Source organism: Alteromonas gracilis (genome assembly GCF_043642145.1).
Classification (GTDB): domain Bacteria; phylum Pseudomonadota; class Gammaproteobacteria; order Enterobacterales; family Alteromonadaceae; genus Alteromonas; species Alteromonas gracilis_B.
Genome location: NZ_JBHZRZ010000009.1, coordinates 120,270 through 136,735, shown reverse-complemented (window position 1 = coordinate 136,735; position 16,466 = coordinate 120,270). Strand labels below are relative to the sequence as shown.

Below are 16,466 nucleotides of genomic sequence, written 5' to 3'. Positions count from 1 at the left end.
AAAAATCCCGCGAAGAATACGACAAATGCCGCTATCATCGCATTGCGGTGTTAAATTGCAAGAGCCAATAAGCGTTCTTGCGTTTTATCGCCATATCGGACGTTTTTCCAAAGGGCATCGCATAGGGATTGGGTGTCAGAAAAGTCTTTATTTTTAAGCCAATCAATAAGCACATTGGGGTTATCTGGAAAGGCAATAGCTTCGTTTTCTGGTGCTTCTAACCATTCTTCCACAATATCGGTGTCGAGTTGGAAAAGTGTTTGGCACAAATCCAATTTGTTTAATGTAAGCACATTAGAAAGTTGCTCAAACTGACCATGCAACGGCTTAATAAGCAGTTTTTTGCCCAATTGCAACGCTTCACTGGATAACTCAAACCCACCATTTGCGATAACTCCGTTGGCATGCTGCAAGGCTTTTTGAAAGTGCTTTTTAGACGTTGGGTGCCAATGAATATGGCCTGCTTCTTTTGCTTCAGCAATGTTTGGGTGAAAGCACTCAAACACTTGGTCGCTTAGTGGCTCAAGCATTTGTTGAATGTCTTCCACTTCTTCAAATGGCAAGTAAACCAGAACATGCCCATTACCCGAGGTTATAACTGGCTTTTCAGCTACGAAGGGCGGAATAATTGGTTGATTGAAGTGATACCAATGCACACCCAGTTGAAGTTCGGTTGGTGCAAACACCTTCATTAACAAGGCATCGAAAATAGTGTTGCCACTTTTCGGAACATCATAAGCAAAAGCCGCTTGGTGGCTAATCGAAATAGATGCAAGACCTTGCCGTTTCGCTGCCCAGGCGGTGACAGGTTCAAAATCGTTTACCAGTAAGTCGTAGCCGCTGGTATCAAACGCTTTTACATCTTTTAGAAACTGACAGACGTTTGCTTCTTTCACTGTGGTCCATTTGTCAACGCGACCGCCTTTCGTAATAAAACTCAGACCTGTGAAGGTGCGGTATTCACCGAAGACTTCCATATCGAAATACTTTTCTGGGTCACGCCCTGTAAAAACAAAGTCAACGCTAATATCGTCGCGCTCTGCCAAGGCAGCAGCCATTATGCGTGCGCGGGCGATGTGTCCGTTCCCGGTGCCTTGCACACCATACAATAATCTCATGCTACCCCAATAAAGAAATACTCAATGTTGCAATTGTAACGCCTAGAAGCGTTCCGGCGATCACGTCTGAAGGGTAGTGCACACCCAATAGCACGCGCGATAAACCAATAAGTGCTGCCCAGCTGTATGCTAGTAGCGCAAAAGATGGATAGAAGTGTGCCACTATACACGCCATTAATGTGGCTGCAGCAGTATGTCCAGAAGGCAGTGAAAACTTATCAGAAGGTGTGACATGTGCTGTTAAATTCATTAGAAAATCGCAAGGGCGAGGGCGCTTGAACATTTTCTTAAGCAGCACATAGATAGGCAATTCCAGCGCATAAGCCATCAGCGCTGTGTAGAGGAAAAGCTCGCCGTGCTCAGGCTCAAAAGCCCAAAGCAACGCGCCGATTACAAGGTATAAGTACCCGTCACCAGTTTTCGACAGCCAAATAATACTTCGGCAGTCTCTTTTTAGCGTCAGTTTGTACAGGCGATAAAATAAGTCAGTATCGTACTTGGTCAAGGATTTTATCAACATCGCCTTGTCCCCTATCGGTTAATTACTGCACAGGCTAAATTCAATCTGTGACCAGTGGGTGACGAAAAAAAGAAACTTTTTTGACAGCGCTTGTTGTTTTCACTAATTCTGGTAACAGATGGCAGGAATGGATTAAAACGACAAAGAGCTAAGCAAAATATGTGCTCACATGATAAGGAGGAAGCACAATTTTGCTCTTATCAAGTAAAAACAAAAAATTCGGCGAAAGGCGTTAAATCAAGCGTTTGCATTGCCACATTTAATGCTATGCTAGGTTTAGAAGCGTAGACAGCGCTTTGTTTTCATTCAATTAGTCTTCTCAATCTTAGTAAGGCAGAACCATGGAATACAACACATCTGAATTATGCGACTTGTTTGCTGATAGCGTAGACGTGGTAGATCCTATCTTCGCGAGTTTTGGTGGCAGGTATTCTTTTGGTGGTGAAATTACCACTATCAAATGCTTTGAAGATAGAGGTCTTATCGACCGCGTGCTGGCTCAACCCGGCGCTGGAAAAGTTCTGCTTATTGACGGTGGCGGCTCAAGCCGTCGCGCATTGTTTGATACCACCTCTGCACAAATTGCCATTGATAACGATTGGGAAGGTGTTGTGATTTACGGCAGTGTTCGCGAGGTCGACAATCTTGCTGAATTAGATATCGGTGTTTTAGCGGTTGCCGCAATTCCGGTAAACGCTGAAAGCGAAAGTATTGGTGAAATAGATGTGCCAGTTAATTTCGGTGGCGTTACATTTTTACCTGAAGATCACCTGTACGCGGATAGCACGGGCGTTATTCTCTCTCCGGAACCCCTCGATCTGGACTGAGTGCCTTAAAAAAGCGTAATTTAAAGGGCGCACCTAGCGTTTAAAACCCGATAAGTTCTGCAAACACAGTTTAAGCAGGAGCTTTTGGTGCGAGCATTTTACGGGTGTTACCCTCTATATCTTACAGTGTCATTGACTTTTTCGGCATTCTCTTCGCCAACAGAGACTCTTACTGTCGGTTGGTTAAATGATAACGTTAACGAACGTTACTTAATATCTGATATTGAGCAGGAGTTTGCCAAAGTAGCGCCGGATATTACTCTTAATGCAGTGGGTGTACATACCGACAAATATAAGCAGCAAGTAGTTCAGTGGCTAAATGCTGGCGAAGGACCTGACGTGCTTTATTGGTATGGCGACGAGCGGTTGCGTGAACTTGTTCGCAATGAATGGGTAAGTGACATTAGTGACATTTGGCATGCGCATCAACTCAATGATGCGTTTAGGGTGTCAGTCTCCTCTCAAGTTTCCCTTGATGGTCGCTTCTTTGCCATTCCGGTATCGCATTATCCCTGGTCATTTTTTTACAATGCAGAGTTATTTGATGCTTTGGGGTTCACTGCACCAAATACGTGGGAAGAGTTTCTTCTTCTGTGTCAGGCTTTAAAAGAGAAAGGCATTACTCCCATCGCGATTGGATATGACGCGCCGTGGGTATTAACAAGTTGGCTTGAATTTATTAGTTTACGCCTCTATGGCGAGTCGTTTCACAACGAACTATTATCAGGGCGTGTTTCTTACAAAGACGAGCGAGTAATACAGGTTTTTCGTCTGTGGAAAGTTCTAATTGATAAGGGCTACTTCATGGATACAGGAGAGAACATGAATTGGTACGATCCCATGCCTTATTTATACCGAGGCTTGGCAGGCGTTACGTTAATTGGGTATTTTTTAAGTTCACGTATTCCCGAAAGTGTAGAGGCTAAAATTAGAACATTTTCTTTCCCAGAACTAAATCACGGTCAGGAAACCATTGAACTTGCTCCTCTAGATGTGTTCTTTATTCGAGCGAGTTCTCCAAAGCAAAAAGCAGCGCGACGCTTTTTGACGTTCATGGCAACACACAAGGCGCAATCGCGATTTAATCTGCATGCTGGTGGCTTTTCTCCTTTAGAAGGCAGTGAGCATGTGCCGAATTATTTTAATGATATGGGCACTAAGCAGTTGAATACTGCTGAAGGTACAAGTCCTTACTTTGATAGGGTCGTGCCTAACGAATTCGCAACATCAGCGATGACATTATTGAAAGACTTTATGAAATCGGCTGATGTAGCAAGCACAACAGACAGGCTTGAAGCGCTGAGGCTAGAAGTTTACAAGCTCGATTAGCAAAGATACGCTAATCGAGCTCAACAATATGCTATTGAGCGGCTTCCTCAAACACCATGTTCAAATACATGGCAATGCGAATGCCCGCCATCTGCAAGCGCTTTTTAGCAGTTGGTAAATGGTTGTACAGATAATCGTAGCTCATGTTGTTCGCGTCATCAGGGTAGATGGTGTCGCGAATCGCCGTACTCTCTTCAATCCATACCATTGGGTCAGTTGTTGCCCAGCTGCGAATATCTTTGGCCGTAATCGCTTTTGTGAGCCACTGCGTCCACTCTGAATACGACAAGTTGCGCTGATCAAGCATTTGTGAATCCCACACGCGATGAAGGTTAGAGTCTTGCCAGAAAAAGCGTACTTTAACGTCGTTACCGCCACGGTCTGTGCCGTTACCCGCGTGTAGTGGTTGGTGAAGATCGCCAATAATGTGCACAATAAATTGAAGGGCTAAACGCTTTTCTTCAATACTGGCAGTGTCGCTTTTTAATGTTTCAGTAAATTGCTTCAAGGCCGTAACCGCGTCGCCCTGTTTAGGAGCACCTACTTCTTGATACGTTTTTCCTTCTGGTACCGATACGTAGTGCCATGGGCTTGCCGTTTTTTGCCAAAATTCGCTAGGGTTAGAACGCATTTCATCTGCGTGGGTTGAAGCTTCAGCTAGCGAGCCGTGCGGCAATAATTCCATTAATGCCGCTTGTGAAAGCGGGCTTAAGTACTGCTCGGCAATAGCGCCAGTGATGCGATGGCCTGTTTGCCCCCATCCAAACGCGGGTGACGCCACACATAATGTCAAAAGTGAGCTCAGCGCAACTGCGCAAATCTTGTTTGCAAACGCGAACATGGTTAATCCTCAGAATGCTTCGATGATTGATAGCCCCATCTAGCGACAAGAGACTGTTCAATACCTAGGTGGTCGAGTATGCGCGCCACCACAAAATCTACCAAGTCATCGATAGTCTTCGGGTTGTGATAAAAGCCTGGCGCTGCAGGCATAATTGTAGCACCCATTTGTGACAGTTTTAGCATATTTTCCAGATGGATAGAGGACAGTGGCATCTCTCGCGGCACTAGAATTAGCTGGCCACATTCTTTAAGCACCACGTCAGCCGCTCGTTCTATTAGGTTGTCGCTGGCGCCAATACTTATGGCAGACAAGGTACCGGTTGAGCAGGGGCACACCACCATTTTCGACGGTGCCGCTGAACCAGAGGCAACGGGCGAAAACCACTCCTCTTTGCCAAACACTTTAATTTGGTCGGGTTTTGCATTGCAATGTTCGGTAAAAAACGCTGCCGCGTCGTCGGGACGCCCGGGAATTTTAACGTTTTCTTCGGTAGCGAACACTACCTTGGCAGCCGAAGAAATTAAAACAAACACCTGAAAATCTGCATTAACCAGTGATTTCAATAGTGTTAGCGCATAAGGTGCGCCAGATGCGCCCGTGATAGCAAGCGTAACTTGCTTGTCGTGTTTCATTGAATTGCCTCAGTAGATAACAAGCGTTGCTAACGCTTGTTTATCAAAAATAACTTATTTTCGTTTTACAATTTGGTCTTCATTTTTAAAGCGTCGAGAATGCGGCCGTGAATACCTTCGAAACCGCCGTTACTCATCACCAAGATATGATCGCCTGGTTGTGCTACGTTGCAAACACTCTGAACGATCTTCTCTACATCTCTATAACAGTGTGTAGGCGCATTGCTATGGGCAACCGAATCAACCAGCGACCAGTCCATGCCTTCTGGTTCATACAAATATACCTCATCGGCTTTTTGCCATGAGTTTGCCAGCGTATCTTTGTGTACGCCCATCTTCATAGTGTTTGAACGCGGCTCTAGCACCGCTAAAATACGCGCGTTACCTACTTTTTTGCGTAGGCCATCAAGTGTAGTCGCAATTGCAGTAGGGTGGTGTGCAAAGTCGTCATAAAGGGTAATGTTGTTAACTTCACCTTTCACTTCCATTCGACGCTTAACGTTTTTAAAGAACGAAAGGGCTTCAATGGCGTCTGGCAAGGTCACGCCTGCGTGGTGGGCGGCAGCGATAGCCATCAACGCGTTGTCTACGTTGTGCTGGCCAACCAGTGACCATGTCACCGTTCCAGCTATAACGCCGTTATGCATCACGTTGAATTCACTGCCGTCTTTTTTCAGTAATTCGGCATGCCACTCTTTGCCTAGCGATTGACGAGAAGACCAGCATCCTTTTTTCAGCATCTCTTCAATAGCTAACGTATTGTTTGGCGTTAGAATAAGTCCGTTTTCAGGTACCATGCGAACTAAATGATGGAACTGCGTTTGAATGGCTGCAAGGTCGGCGAATATGTCCGCATGATCAAACTCAAGGTTGTTGATTATCAATGTTTTTGGGCGATAGTGGACGAACTTAGAGCGCTTGTCGAAAAATGCGCTGTCGTATTCATCGGCTTCTATTACGAAAAAAGGGCTTTCGCCTACGCGGGCAGAAACGCCAAAGTTTTCTGGAACGCCACCAATTAAATAACCCGGGTTAAGCCCTGCGTGTTCCAAGATCCACGCCACCATGCTGCTGGTTGTTGTTTTTCCATGTGTACCTGACAAACCAATTACCCAGCGGTCTTTTAACAGGTTATCTAGCAGCCATTGAGGGCCGCTGGTGTAGGGTAGGTTGCGGTTAAGCACGTATTCAACGGCAGGGTTACCGCGCGACATGGCGTTGCCAATAACGACCATATCGGGTGCTGGGTCAAACTGGCTTTCACAATAGCCTTCGGTTAGCTCAATGCCTAAGGCTTCAAGCTGAGTACTCATAGGGGGATAAACGTTTTTATCTGAGCCTGTTACTTTGTGGCCGAGTGATTTAGCAATAGCGGCAATGCCGCCCATAAAACTTCCACAAATGCCTAAAATATGTACATGCATAGCGCATTCTCAATGAATTATCATGTTATTGGGGTACTGTATCAGAACCACATGACCTATAGATAATTCAATTTTTGTCTTTCATTAATTGCTTTAAGCCTTTGTATTACGCTACACACCACAACTATCGCTGTATGCAAACTGGTATGGTGTGTGTATGTCATTTAGCTCGCGTGTTTCACTTACCCAAGAACACGGTTACAATCTAACCACAGGTTAAAACCTGTGTGCTTTCAGATACAAGCCAGTAAGGAAAACTGAGCGACTGTTAGCACAACACCCTACACACGAAAAAAAGGCTTACATTCAATGAAACGTTTAAATTCCCAACTGCAACAAGACGGTGCACCGCTTGAGTTAATATTGCTCATTCGTACACTGCTGGCGGGCTGTAAAGAAATTTCTTTCCGCGTGAGTCAAGGCGCACTTGCTGGCGTTCTCGGTTCAACACTTTCAGAAAACGTTCAGGGCGAAACACAAAAAAAGCTCGACGTTATCTCTAACCACATACTAAAAGACACACTGAGGGAATCTGGTTACGTAAAAGCCATTTCGTCTGAAGAAGAAGATGACGTTGTGCCGTGTAACCCAGACGGTAATTATTTAGTAAGCTTCGACCCACTAGATGGGTCGTCAAACACTGAAATTAATAGCCTAATTGGTACTATTTTCTCTATTACTCATGCGCCTCAGTGGATGAAACCAGACGACCCGTCTGCTTTCTTACAGCCTGGAACACAGATGGTAGCTGCAGGTTATGTGCTGTACGGCCCGTCTACTATGTTGGCGTTGACGACGGGGCGCGGTACGCACATTTATACGCTTGATAAGACCCACGGCGGTTTCTTACTTACTCATCCGAATGTACAAGTGCCAGAACAAACTTCAGAGTTCTCAATTAATGCGTCGAATCAGCGTCATTGGGAACCTGCAATGCAGGCGTACATTGCCGACCTTCTAGCAGGTAAAGATGGCCCTAGAGGCAAAAACTTTAATATGCGCTGGGTAGCGGCAATGGTGGGTGATATTCATCGTTTGCTATGTCGCGGCGGTATTTTTATGTATCCGTTTGATAACAGAGACCCGTCAAAACCAGGAAAACTTCGGTTACTCTATGAAGCCAACCCGATGGCATTCCTAATGGAGCAAGCAGGTGGTAAAGCAGAAACTGGTAATGGCCGAATTCTGGAAGTGATGCCTGAAGAAATTCATCAACGTGTACCGTGCATTATCGGCTCTAAAGAAGAAGTTGAGATGTGCGTAAGCTACAACGAGAAAACAAAATAGCGAAAAAGCAGCAAAATTTAACGAAAAATAAAGAGATTAGTACGACATGGGTCGTAAAGCGTTTTTATTTTGCTGCGGTCACCGTATACTTACGGCCAACGTTTTCAATACATTAGTGAAAGGACCTAAGAATGAGCTTGAGTGCTATTTCTGCTGGTAAAAATGTACCAGATGAAGTGAACGTAATCATTGAGATTCCAGCACATGCTGACCCAGTGAAATACGAAGTAGATAAAGATACAGGTGCGCTTTTTGTTGACCGTTTCATGGCAACTTGCATGCACTACCCAACAAACTACGGTTACGTAAACAACACATTGTCTGAAGACGGTGACCCAGTTGACGTTCTAGTAATGACGCCGTTCCCACTACTTGCAGGTTCTGTAATTAAGTGTCGTCCAGTTGGCGTACTAAACATGACCGACGAGTCTGGTAAAGATGCAAAAGTACTAGCGGTACCAGTAGACAAGCTTTCTACTATTTACCGTGACGTTAAAGAAATTGCAGACGTGCCTCCGCTTCTTCTTAAGCAAATTGAGCACTTCTTCGAGCACTATAAAGACCTTGAAGATGGCAAGTGGGTTAAGATTGACGGTTGGGCAGACGCTGCAGCCGCTAAAGAAGAAATTACCGCAAGCATCGCGCGTTTCGAAGCAGAATAATTCACGCTGCTTTAAATTGATGTTACAAAGGGCTGGTGTACTACCAGCCCTTTTTATATGTGGCCTAAAAAACCTAGAAGGCTAGGTAGCCCAAATAAAAAAGCGAAACAGATACCCAAAATAGAGAGCAATATGTATCACCTAAAGTCATCCATGACCTCATTGCTTGCTGTAATAATGATGGTTGTAACCTTCAACGCAGTGGCAGATGAAGCGCCTGTTAAAGCGCCTGTAGAGGTATATTGGGAAGATCTCGTACCAGAAGGTTTTAATGAACTTGCACCGCCTTCAGTTCAACATAACGGTGAAATGAGCCAACTTCAGCCAGACGCCCCCGTTGTTGAGACGTTCGACGGTAAACGCGTAAAAATTCCTGGGTTTGTTGTGCCGCTAGAAGGTACGGCCGAACTTACAACAGAGTTCTTATTGGTCCCTTATTTTGGGGCGTGTATTCACGTTCCCCCACCGCCGTCTAATCAAATTGTGTACGTGAAATTTGAAGAGGGCGTGCGCATAGATAATATTTACGATGCAATTTGGGTAACGGGTAAACTGTCGACTGATGGATGGAAAGGTGATATCGCATCTGTTGGTTACCGCTTAACAGGCGAGGCGGTTGAAGGGTTCTAACACCATAAGTCGCACGCCTGCCGATAATGCCAGTCAGTTTGGCTGACTGGCTCACTACTCAAATGTTTTGTTAGCTTCTAATCACAAGCGTTTTTCCGAATGGATCGTTAGAAGGTTCAAGTTGGTCCGCTACATTGCCCGAGGCAGTATTATTGCGTGCAGTATGGTGGACGCTACTGTCCTCCATGATAAATACGCGTTTCGTTTCAGTACCGATAGCATCGATTTCTAAATAAAACGCATTCATCGTTTGGCTATTTGCCACGTAATATTTCAGCCCTTCGTGGTCGGCTAAATTAGTCCAGATGGTTCTTGACGTTCGAGGCTTGGCATCAGTAGTCTCGCGACTCATCATTCGCATATCAAAGCTAATTGGTTGTGAACACATTCCCATAATAGAGCGGGTTTGCGCTACAGCTAAATAATCTTCCTCTTCTGGCAACGAGAAGTTCAAGTAATACGACGCTCGCTCGAATCGCTGTACTGCTGATGCACCTCCTGGGGCTGCCATAATCGATGGCATTGGGTTTTTAATCTCAGAGAGTCCCGTCTGAAAACGCCAGTACTCATTTAAAATTAGCTGCCCATCATAAGAAGGCTCATTGGTCGCAACGCGATACTCATGGCTGTGGTAGATACACACTTTTTCTCCTCTAAATTCGACGATGGCACTGTCACCTGAAACATCAGATAAACAGATATGCATGACAGGAGGAACAGCTGAGCTATCTGGCATTTCTTCAGCAATTAGCAAGTATTGCTTCGATTCTATTGCTTCAATGGACTTTTCAACGCTGGTGCATGTGTCTAGAAGATACTGAACCAATCTCAAGATACTCAATCGAGGTTTTGAAGATGTAGTTTCGTCTGGGAAAACCGTTTCTCCATCATACAATGCATTTGCCACCAGTCCTTTTTCGTTCATTCCGTCCGCAGCAGCGTAGGATACTTTCGATGAAGGGTATTCCAGTACGGTCACAATGCTCGAATAAATAGACGTCCATTCGAAAATTTCAATGCCGTTTTCGCGAAATCTGTTCACGTCAGCATACGTCTGATCAACACCCTGACGCTTCAAACCACGAGGAAAGGCGTAAAGGCTACTAGAAAGTTGCCAGTACCAGTCCATGTTTCTTCCTGTAACTGGAAGCGCTTTGTTTTGGCTGTTGAAAATTCGTGTACACATAAAAAATCCTTATTACATATAAAATCATTTAAACTATACCGTGTAAACGTTACAACGTTTACTAGTGTTCTGATAAATAGAGAAAAATTACGAGAATAGTGGCATGGTTTTGGATGGGGACATTGCTCGAAAGCGCGTAGTGATCGCGGCAAACTGTTTTATTGCAGTGATGGCGTTTCTGACGTCCTATATTAATTTCAATACGGGTGGTTTTTTAATTCTATCGTGTGTACAAGCTCTAGTATTTTGCCTCTGCTGCTTTGTAATTTTCAAAATCCAAAAAGTGGGCCTAACCCTGGCAAATACAATAACCACATCACTCTGTTATATGCTTCTGGTTATTTATGCCACATCTATCAGTAATTTACATAGCGGTATTGCGGTGTGGGGCATGACGCTGCCTGTACTCTTCTATTTAGTAAATAGCGTGAAAGCTGGCTTTATCTTCTCTTTTACGTACTTAGGCATATACATGTGGATTTTAGTAAGTGTTTATGACATCGAATTTGAAAAGAACACTAAACCTTACACTAATTTTTTGTTGTCCTACCTCATTGTCTGGGGCATTGCCCACGTTTATGAAAAAAATCGAATAACGAGTAATGTGAAACTCACTAACCTAGCGTTGAAGGACTCGCTTACAAATACTAACAACCGACTAGCATTGAAGTATGAGTTCCAAAAACGCATTGCACGTGAGCAGAGCTTAGGTTTGGCACTGCTGGATATCGACCATTTTAAAAATATAAACGACACCTATGGGCACGGTATAGGTGATGAAGTGCTAATTAAGTTATCAACACTTTTTAAGCAAAGACTTGCTGTAGAGAGTGTTTTTAGACTGGGCGGTGAAGAGTTTGTATTCCTGTTTAACTCAGATGAAGATGTTGCGATTAACACGCTTGAGCGTATTAGACAGCAAGTGGCTAGTGAAGTATTTCATTGTTCAGGGAATACTGAATTGTCTATTACGGTAAGTGCTGGGTTCATATATTTCACTCAACATATGCTCCAAGAGCCGGAGAGTTTATCGACAATGTTAAAAATTGCCGATAAACATCTTTATAGTGCAAAAGAGCAAGGGCGTAATAGAGTAAACGCACCTAATCTGTGTTAACGATGTAAGACGGCAGCGACATCCCGAGCAAATTTTGATGCCGTTTCTGGTTCTATTTTTTGAATGCTCACTCTAATAGCATGAGATTTTGCCTCAACATCAAATGAATTCCCTGGCCTTACTAACCATCCTTTTTGCGATAAGGTGAACGCTACTGCTTTGCTATCTACTTCAACTGGAATCCACACGTTTAGACCATCGCTGGGGCGGGTAAATGCAATGCCTTCGTTAACTAACGCATCTACAAGCACATCGCGCTGATGTTTACACTTTGCTATTGAGTCAGCTAATTGCTGCTGAAATATTGGATTCGTTAAGCAAGTGTGCACCAGCGCTTGAAGTACACGACTAACCCATGACATACCGGGGGCAAGGCGAGAATTAATGCGTTTAATTGATTCGTCATCGCCAGCCACAAAGGCCATGCGAAGATCAGGACCAAGCCCTTTCGACACCGAACGGAATATAGCCCAGTTACGCGTAGATTCAGGAATAACGCTATAGTGCTTGGTGGTTGCTAGCAGTGAAAAGTGATCATCTTCTAACACCATGACGTCGGGATACTGGCTAAGTACATCTTTTAGCTGCTGTGCGCGCTGCTGGGTGATAGAAACGCCTGTAGGGTTATGTGCTCTGGGCGTAATGAGTACGGCTTTTGCCCCTTTTTTAAGTGCGCCTTCTAATGCTTCAGGTCGCATTCCTTCATTATCCACGGCGGCACCAAGTACTTGCATGCCCGCAAGTCTTATAGCATTGGCCGAGCTAATGTAGCAGGGATCTTCAACAACAAACTTGTCTCCGGGAACCAGGTGCGCCGCTATCATTCGCTCAATTGTATCAATGGCGCCGTTACATAACGTTAATGAAAAGTTGGAAGGGCAGCTATCACGGAACCACGTTTGACCATAAGTATTTAAGCTGGGAAGAATAGTGTCTTCACCGTAAAGATACTGATTAAGTGGCGTAAGCGAGGCTACATTATTTAGGTCGGGCAACCAGCTTTTTCGCGGGCTACCATCGGCCAAATCGAAGAGCGATGTTTGGGTAGCGCCTTCTTGTTCGCCCGCGTTGATATCGTCGCAAATTCGTGTACCTAACCGCCCTTGCGTAATAGCAATGCCTGCTTGTGATAGTCGCTGGTATGCCGATGACACCGTGTTTCGATTTACCCCAAGCTGCTTGGCTAGCTCTCTAACAGGGGGCAGAATATCGCCTGCAATTAGGTTTCCCTCTTTCGCAAGTTGGCGCACCGATTCAAAAATAGTGTGTGCGGAATCACCTGAAATCTTGACTTTCATTTTTGTCCTATGCCAATATGTTTTTTGTCATGGGTAAATGTGTTGTGCTCTTTATCCCATTTCGCGGGGCATTTTTCTATATTTTAAACAAAGCGGGGCGCAAATGTTTACTGGTTTATCAGCATTTCCAATAACACCATTTTCCAATGAAGAGATTGACTATTCAGCGCTTGAGCGCTTGATGACCAACCTTGTGAGTGCAAAAGTTGATTCAATTTGCGCGATGGGCTCTACGGGCCTTTACCCGTATTTATCTAGAGAGGAACTGGGTCGCGTTGCAAACTTGGCTGTCGACAATGCCAACGGTGTACCCATAATGGTTGGTGTTGGAGCACTTAGAACAAAGGACGTGCTTAAAAATGTTGAAGCAGCTCAGCAAGCAGGTGTTAATGCCCTGCTGTTAGCCCCGGTGTCTTACCAACCGCTTAATGAAGAGGAAGTGTTTACTCTATATGAAGCCGTTAGTCGAGAAACGTCGGTGCCTATTTGTGTGTATGAAAACCCACGCGTAACAAACTTTACGTTTAGTGACGCTTTATACAAAAGGATTGCGCAACTTCCTCATATTGGCGCTATCAAAATACCAGGCATGCCCTTTGCCACCACTGAAAATAATACCAATCAAGAAGGCACTGCACGCTTAGCTACACTAAGAGCCATCGTTCCAAAACACGTTGCCATAGGCGTAAGCGGTGACAGCTTTGGCAGTGCAGGCATGGCTCAAGGCTGCGACCTTTGGCTTTCGGTTTTAGGGGGCATTTTCCCAAAAACCGTTAAGCAAATTATTGCGTTGGCGCAGTCTGAAGACGCAAGCGAGGCAGCGGCAATGTCTGCATCGTTAGACCGCATTTGGGCACTGTTTTCTAAAAACGGTGGTGGACTTAGGGTGGTGGCTGCGGCCGCCGCTATTTTAGGCTATTGCGAGCGCGAAAATTTACCTGCCCCATTAATGCCAATAAGCAAGGCAGACTTTATAGAGCTTGAAGGCTTGATTGAATCGCTTTCTTTAGCATGACCACTTGTCAAGTTAACATACTGCTGTACCTTTTAGCGGCCATTCCCGCTCGAATAGTGACTGGAGGGGCAGCAGTTGCAACCATACTATTAGCCCGCTCGTCAGGGATGGATGGCACAACAGCAGGGTTAATGGCGGCGTGCTTAACGGCACCTCATATTTTGGGGCCACTGTATGGAAGGTGGCTCGACAGTGTTAGCAACCCACGCTTTATTCTTACAAGCGCCTGCCTATTGTTTTTTGCCAGCTTTCAATGCGCTATTTCAGGCTTTGAAATAAAAAGTTTACTGCTTACCATTTTACCGCTGCTAATTTGCGGTATGTGCAGTTCGTTCATGATGGGAGGATTAAGTACCCAGGTGGTAAAGCTGGTGGGTGACGATATTACCGAAACCCGCAAAGCACAAAGCTGGGATACCTTAACCTATGGCCTAGGTCTTACAGTGGGGCCTTTGATGACGGCCTTACTGGTTGAACATTTTGCGATATCCACAAGTGTACGAGTGTTGACAAGCACTGCGATTCTCGCAGGGCTGTTAGTTCTGTTCCTCCCATTAAATATGAATAGCAGCAAAAGTGCGGAACATGCTGCAGCAAGCATTTCTTCAGTCATTCATATTTTAGGGCAATCTGGGCCATTGAAGCGCACGCTACTGATGACATCGGGTGCCGCTTTTAGCTTAGCAGCACTGCCCGTAGTTGCCGTTTATCTTAGTGAAAGCTGGAAAGAAAGCGCAGAAGGTGGGGCATACATGGTGACGTCTTATGGTGTTGGATGCCTATGTGGTGCGGTTATTTTGATGCTACGGCCATTTCGCAGCGAAGCATTGTTATTGCTGCGTAATGTAGGTGCAGTACTGCTTGTTACCCTTCTAATAGTTGCGCTTAGTCGTTCGTTTACCGTGGGGCTTGCTTCATATTGGTTATGTGGCGTTGTTAACGCTGTCTTTTTTGCTGTCACTTTAGCTGCACGCAGCGACTATGCGCCCAAGCATGGTGCTGCGCAGATCTACATGTGGGTGGCGGCTGCAAAGATTAGCTTTGCATCATTAGGGGCCTTTGTAGCAGGGTTACTGGTTGATGTTGCACTTCAATTGCCGCTCATCACATCAATGGGCATACTGCTGGTTTCATTACTGGTATCTTTCGCTATCCCAGGCGGCATCTTCAGAATTCGGCGCCTACGTAGCTCTCGACATGACACCCAGTAAACGCCGTAAATGTGTAGGTTAGCGAAAGCGTATTAGCACTAACAACGCTGCTTTATATTTAGCCCTGTGTATAAATTTGCTCAGCACGATTAAACAGAAGCCATGACGTAAGAATGTACTTGTCGTTGCTTTTTGGAATTTGGCCGCGGTGCGTGTGAGTGAAATAAGCGGGCGCAATCACCATTCTTCCAGCTTTAGGTTTAACCGCACGGTTTTGGTAGTAAAATTCCGTTTCGCCACCTTCGTCCACATCGTTTAAGTAAAACATAAACAGCAGCACGCGGTGCAATGCATCGTTATGTTGAAGCTGTGGGTATACTTCTGAGTGCCAGTACGGGTAGCCGCCATTACCCGCGGTGTAGCGCTGTGCATTTACATCGCCAACGCGAAACAGGTAGTTCACCAAGTTAGCTAAATTGGGCTTGCCGACTTCTTCGAAATTCTCGCCGGTTACTTTTACAGGCTCGCCAGTTTTAGGGTGACGAACGGTAAGCCCTATAGGCCCAACAAGCGCAAAATAGTATTTCTCAATGTAGGCAACCAGCTGCTTTCCCGTATGCTGCATGACTTGCTGAAACAGGTCTTTAAACTCTGGGTTACGACTTATAGACACATCCATGCTGCGCTTTTTATCTAAGTCTACGCCGCCACCTGTGCGGCCTTGTGACAAGTTAGGGCTACTTTCAAAGCGCGCCATTAGTTGTGTGCAAAGCTCTGGCGGCAATACATCATCTATTACTTCAATTAAATCGCTCATGGATACCTCGTACTGCCCAGTATTACTTGTTTGGTATTTCTTTAAAGTGAGATTGTAGTTCTGTTTTCACATTCTCTGGAATAGGCGCAGAGCGCTGTGTTTTATAGTCGAAGTGTACCATGGTGGTCACGCCAGTTGAGCAGAGCTTCTCGTCTTGCCATAACTCTTGAAACACGTCGAATGCACTGTTGCCCAACCGACTTATATACGTTTTCACTGTAACGGGCTTGCCGTAGAAAATCTGGGCTAAAAAGTCGACCTTGTAACTGGCTAGAATAAGCGGCCAGTTTTTAAGATCGAGCTCAGGGGTGAACATTCTGAAAATAGGCTCTCTAGCGGCTTCAAACCATGCAACTAACGCGGTGTTGCTTACATGCTGCAAGGCATCTGTTTCGCAGAAACGTACATCGAAAGACGTAACTAATGGTGCTGTATTACTCATATAAGTTCGTAAGGTTTTTTATTTATTTGCATGCCACTCTAGCATTATGCGGCGTGTATTTCAGTCATTTCTAACAGAGCCAAGTTACTTACCTGGAAAGCATTTTTCACGCTAACTAATACACGTGAATTAAAAAAAAGATTGATTTGTGCAAAAAATTGCGCAAA

Annotated in this window: 17 protein-coding genes; 8 read left to right on the top strand and 9 right to left on the bottom strand. The window is 45.0% G+C overall.

From position 1 onward, the window contains the following. Positions 1–50: 50 nt before the first annotated feature. The gene (locus ACHUFN_RS15990; RefSeq protein ID WP_394223439.1) at positions 51–1,118 is read right to left on the bottom strand and encodes an MJ1255/VC2487 family glycosyltransferase; all 1,068 of its coding nucleotides are present in this window, start codon (positions 1,116–1,118) and stop codon (positions 51–53) included. 1 nt (position 1,119) lies between these two features. Continuing rightward, positions 1,120–1,638: a phosphatase PAP2 family protein gene (locus ACHUFN_RS15985; RefSeq protein ID WP_394223437.1), complete on the bottom strand. Its 519-nt coding sequence runs from the start codon at positions 1,636–1,638 to the stop codon at positions 1,120–1,122. A gap of 341 nt (positions 1,639–1,979) precedes the next feature. Here ACHUFN_RS15985 and rraA point away from each other — a divergent pair, with 341 nt between their 5' ends. Both rraA and ACHUFN_RS15975 read left to right on the top strand, forming a co-directional pair. Next, positions 1,980–2,465 (top strand): ribonuclease E activity regulator RraA, encoded by a 486-nt coding sequence (gene rraA, locus ACHUFN_RS15980; protein ID WP_394223436.1) that lies wholly within the window; start codon positions 1,980–1,982, stop codon positions 2,463–2,465. Positions 2,466–2,552: 87 nt separating this feature from the next. Next, positions 2,553–3,794 (top strand): ABC transporter substrate-binding protein, encoded by a 1,242-nt coding sequence (locus ACHUFN_RS15975; RefSeq protein ID WP_394223435.1) that lies wholly within the window; start codon positions 2,553–2,555, stop codon positions 3,792–3,794. Positions 3,795–3,825: 31 nt separating this feature from the next. Here the strand turns inward: ACHUFN_RS15975 and ACHUFN_RS15970 are convergent, their stop codons facing one another. The 3 genes from ACHUFN_RS15970 to mpl all read right to left on the bottom strand — a co-directional run bounded on the left by ACHUFN_RS15970 (position 3,826) and on the right by mpl (position 6,694). Next, complete coding sequence (locus ACHUFN_RS15970) at positions 3,826–4,635, bottom strand: S1/P1 nuclease (RefSeq protein ID WP_394223434.1); 810 nt, start codon at positions 4,633–4,635, stop codon at positions 3,826–3,828. Between the two features lie 2 nt (positions 4,636–4,637). Further along, on the bottom strand, positions 4,638–5,270 hold the full coding sequence (locus tag ACHUFN_RS15965) for a flavin prenyltransferase UbiX (RefSeq protein ID WP_394223433.1): 633 nt from the start codon (positions 5,268–5,270) through the stop codon (positions 4,638–4,640). A 65-nt stretch (positions 5,271–5,335) separates the two neighbouring features. Then, a complete protein-coding gene (gene mpl / locus ACHUFN_RS15960) occupies positions 5,336–6,694 on the bottom strand; it encodes a UDP-N-acetylmuramate:L-alanyl-gamma-D-glutamyl-meso-diaminopimelate ligase (RefSeq protein ID WP_394223432.1) in 1,359 nt (452 codons plus the stop codon). Between the two features lie 309 nt (positions 6,695–7,003). On the opposite strand from mpl, the gene ACHUFN_RS15955 reads away from it, so the two are divergent. The 3 genes from ACHUFN_RS15955 (at position 7,004) to ACHUFN_RS15945 (ending at position 9,273) form a co-directional block, all read left to right on the top strand. Beyond that, on the top strand, positions 7,004–7,981 hold the full coding sequence (locus tag ACHUFN_RS15955) for a class 1 fructose-bisphosphatase (protein WP_394223431.1): 978 nt from the start codon (positions 7,004–7,006) through the stop codon (positions 7,979–7,981). 131 nt (positions 7,982–8,112) lie between these two features. Then, positions 8,113–8,643, top strand: a complete 531-nt coding sequence (gene ppa / locus ACHUFN_RS15950) for an inorganic diphosphatase (RefSeq protein ID WP_394223430.1) — start codon at positions 8,113–8,115, stop codon at positions 8,641–8,643. Positions 8,644–8,775: 132 nt separating this feature from the next. Further along, positions 8,776–9,273: a DUF3299 domain-containing protein gene (locus tag ACHUFN_RS15945; protein WP_394223428.1), complete on the top strand. Its 498-nt coding sequence runs from the start codon at positions 8,776–8,778 to the stop codon at positions 9,271–9,273. A 70-nt stretch (positions 9,274–9,343) separates the two neighbouring features. Here the strand turns inward: ACHUFN_RS15945 and ACHUFN_RS15940 are convergent, their stop codons facing one another. Next, positions 9,344–10,459, bottom strand: coding sequence for a linear amide C-N hydrolase (locus ACHUFN_RS15940; RefSeq protein WP_394223427.1), 1,116 nt, complete (start codon positions 10,457–10,459; stop codon positions 9,344–9,346). 103 nt (positions 10,460–10,562) lie between these two features. Here ACHUFN_RS15940 and ACHUFN_RS15935 point away from each other — a divergent pair, with 103 nt between their 5' ends. Continuing rightward, positions 10,563–11,576 carry a GGDEF domain-containing protein gene (locus tag ACHUFN_RS15935; RefSeq protein ID WP_394223426.1) on the top strand — a complete coding sequence of 338 codons (1,014 nt, stop codon included), beginning with the start codon at positions 10,563–10,565 and terminating at the stop codon, positions 11,574–11,576. On the opposite strand, the gene ACHUFN_RS15930 is transcribed toward ACHUFN_RS15935, so the two are convergent. Further along, a complete protein-coding gene (locus tag ACHUFN_RS15930) occupies positions 11,573–12,874 on the bottom strand; it encodes an aminotransferase class I/II-fold pyridoxal phosphate-dependent enzyme (protein WP_394223425.1) in 1,302 nt (433 codons plus the stop codon). The genes ACHUFN_RS15935 and ACHUFN_RS15930 overlap by 4 nt on opposite strands. Positions 12,875–12,977: 103 nt before the next feature. On the opposite strand from ACHUFN_RS15930, the gene ACHUFN_RS15925 reads away from it, so the two are divergent. Both ACHUFN_RS15925 and ACHUFN_RS15920 read left to right on the top strand, forming a co-directional pair. Further along, positions 12,978–13,889 carry a dihydrodipicolinate synthase family protein gene (locus ACHUFN_RS15925; protein ID WP_394223424.1) on the top strand — a complete coding sequence of 304 codons (912 nt, stop codon included), beginning with the start codon at positions 12,978–12,980 and terminating at the stop codon, positions 13,887–13,889. Beyond that, positions 13,886–15,100, top strand: coding sequence for an MFS transporter (locus ACHUFN_RS15920; protein WP_394223422.1), 1,215 nt, complete (start codon positions 13,886–13,888; stop codon positions 15,098–15,100). The genes ACHUFN_RS15925 and ACHUFN_RS15920 overlap by 4 nt, the downstream gene beginning before the upstream one ends. 58 nt (positions 15,101–15,158) lie before the next feature. Here the strand turns inward: ACHUFN_RS15920 and ACHUFN_RS15915 are convergent, their stop codons facing one another. Together ACHUFN_RS15915 and ACHUFN_RS15910 are read right to left on the bottom strand one after the other, a co-directional pair. Next, a complete protein-coding gene (locus ACHUFN_RS15915) occupies positions 15,159–15,857 on the bottom strand; it encodes a 2OG-Fe(II) oxygenase (RefSeq protein ID WP_394223421.1) in 699 nt (232 codons plus the stop codon). Positions 15,858–15,879: 22 nt separating this feature from the next. Beyond that, positions 15,880–16,299, bottom strand: a complete 420-nt coding sequence (locus ACHUFN_RS15910) for an acyl-CoA thioesterase (RefSeq protein WP_394223420.1) — start codon at positions 16,297–16,299, stop codon at positions 15,880–15,882. Positions 16,300–16,466: the final 167 nt, after the last annotated feature.

What these genes read in the sequence shown, in the direction of transcription:
- ACHUFN_RS15990 (WP_394223439.1), bottom strand. Translation starts at nt 1,118, where the DNA reads ATGAGATTATTGTATGGTGTGCAAGGCACCGGGAACGGACACATCGCC.
- ACHUFN_RS15985 (WP_394223437.1), bottom strand. Translation starts at nt 1,638, where the DNA reads ATGTTGATAAAATCCTTGACCAAGTACGATACTGACTTATTTTATCGC.
- rraA (WP_394223436.1), top strand. Translation starts at nt 1,980, where the DNA reads ATGGAATACAACACATCTGAATTATGCGACTTGTTTGCTGATAGCGTA.
- ACHUFN_RS15970 (WP_394223434.1), bottom strand. Translation starts at nt 4,635, where the DNA reads ATGTTCGCGTTTGCAAACAAGATTTGCGCAGTTGCGCTGAGCTCACTT.
- ACHUFN_RS15965 (WP_394223433.1), bottom strand. Translation starts at nt 5,270, where the DNA reads ATGAAACACGACAAGCAAGTTACGCTTGCTATCACGGGCGCATCTGGC.
- mpl (WP_394223432.1), bottom strand. Translation starts at nt 6,694, where the DNA reads ATGCATGTACATATTTTAGGCATTTGTGGAAGTTTTATGGGCGGCATT.
- ACHUFN_RS15955 (WP_394223431.1), top strand. Translation starts at nt 7,004, where the DNA reads ATGAAACGTTTAAATTCCCAACTGCAACAAGACGGTGCACCGCTTGAG.
- ppa (WP_394223430.1), top strand. Translation starts at nt 8,113, where the DNA reads ATGAGCTTGAGTGCTATTTCTGCTGGTAAAAATGTACCAGATGAAGTG.
- ACHUFN_RS15945 (WP_394223428.1), top strand. Translation starts at nt 8,776, where the DNA reads ATGTATCACCTAAAGTCATCCATGACCTCATTGCTTGCTGTAATAATG.
- ACHUFN_RS15940 (WP_394223427.1), bottom strand. Translation starts at nt 10,459, where the DNA reads ATGTGTACACGAATTTTCAACAGCCAAAACAAAGCGCTTCCAGTTACA.
- ACHUFN_RS15935 (WP_394223426.1), top strand. Translation starts at nt 10,563, where the DNA reads ATGGTTTTGGATGGGGACATTGCTCGAAAGCGCGTAGTGATCGCGGCA.
- ACHUFN_RS15930 (WP_394223425.1), bottom strand. Translation starts at nt 12,874, where the DNA reads ATGAAAGTCAAGATTTCAGGTGATTCCGCACACACTATTTTTGAATCG.
- ACHUFN_RS15925 (WP_394223424.1), top strand. Translation starts at nt 12,978, where the DNA reads ATGTTTACTGGTTTATCAGCATTTCCAATAACACCATTTTCCAATGAA.
- ACHUFN_RS15920 (WP_394223422.1), top strand. Translation starts at nt 13,886, where the DNA reads ATGACCACTTGTCAAGTTAACATACTGCTGTACCTTTTAGCGGCCATT.
- ACHUFN_RS15915 (WP_394223421.1), bottom strand. Translation starts at nt 15,857, where the DNA reads ATGAGCGATTTAATTGAAGTAATAGATGATGTATTGCCGCCAGAGCTT.
- ACHUFN_RS15910 (WP_394223420.1), bottom strand. Translation starts at nt 16,299, where the DNA reads ATGAGTAATACAGCACCATTAGTTACGTCTTTCGATGTACGTTTCTGC.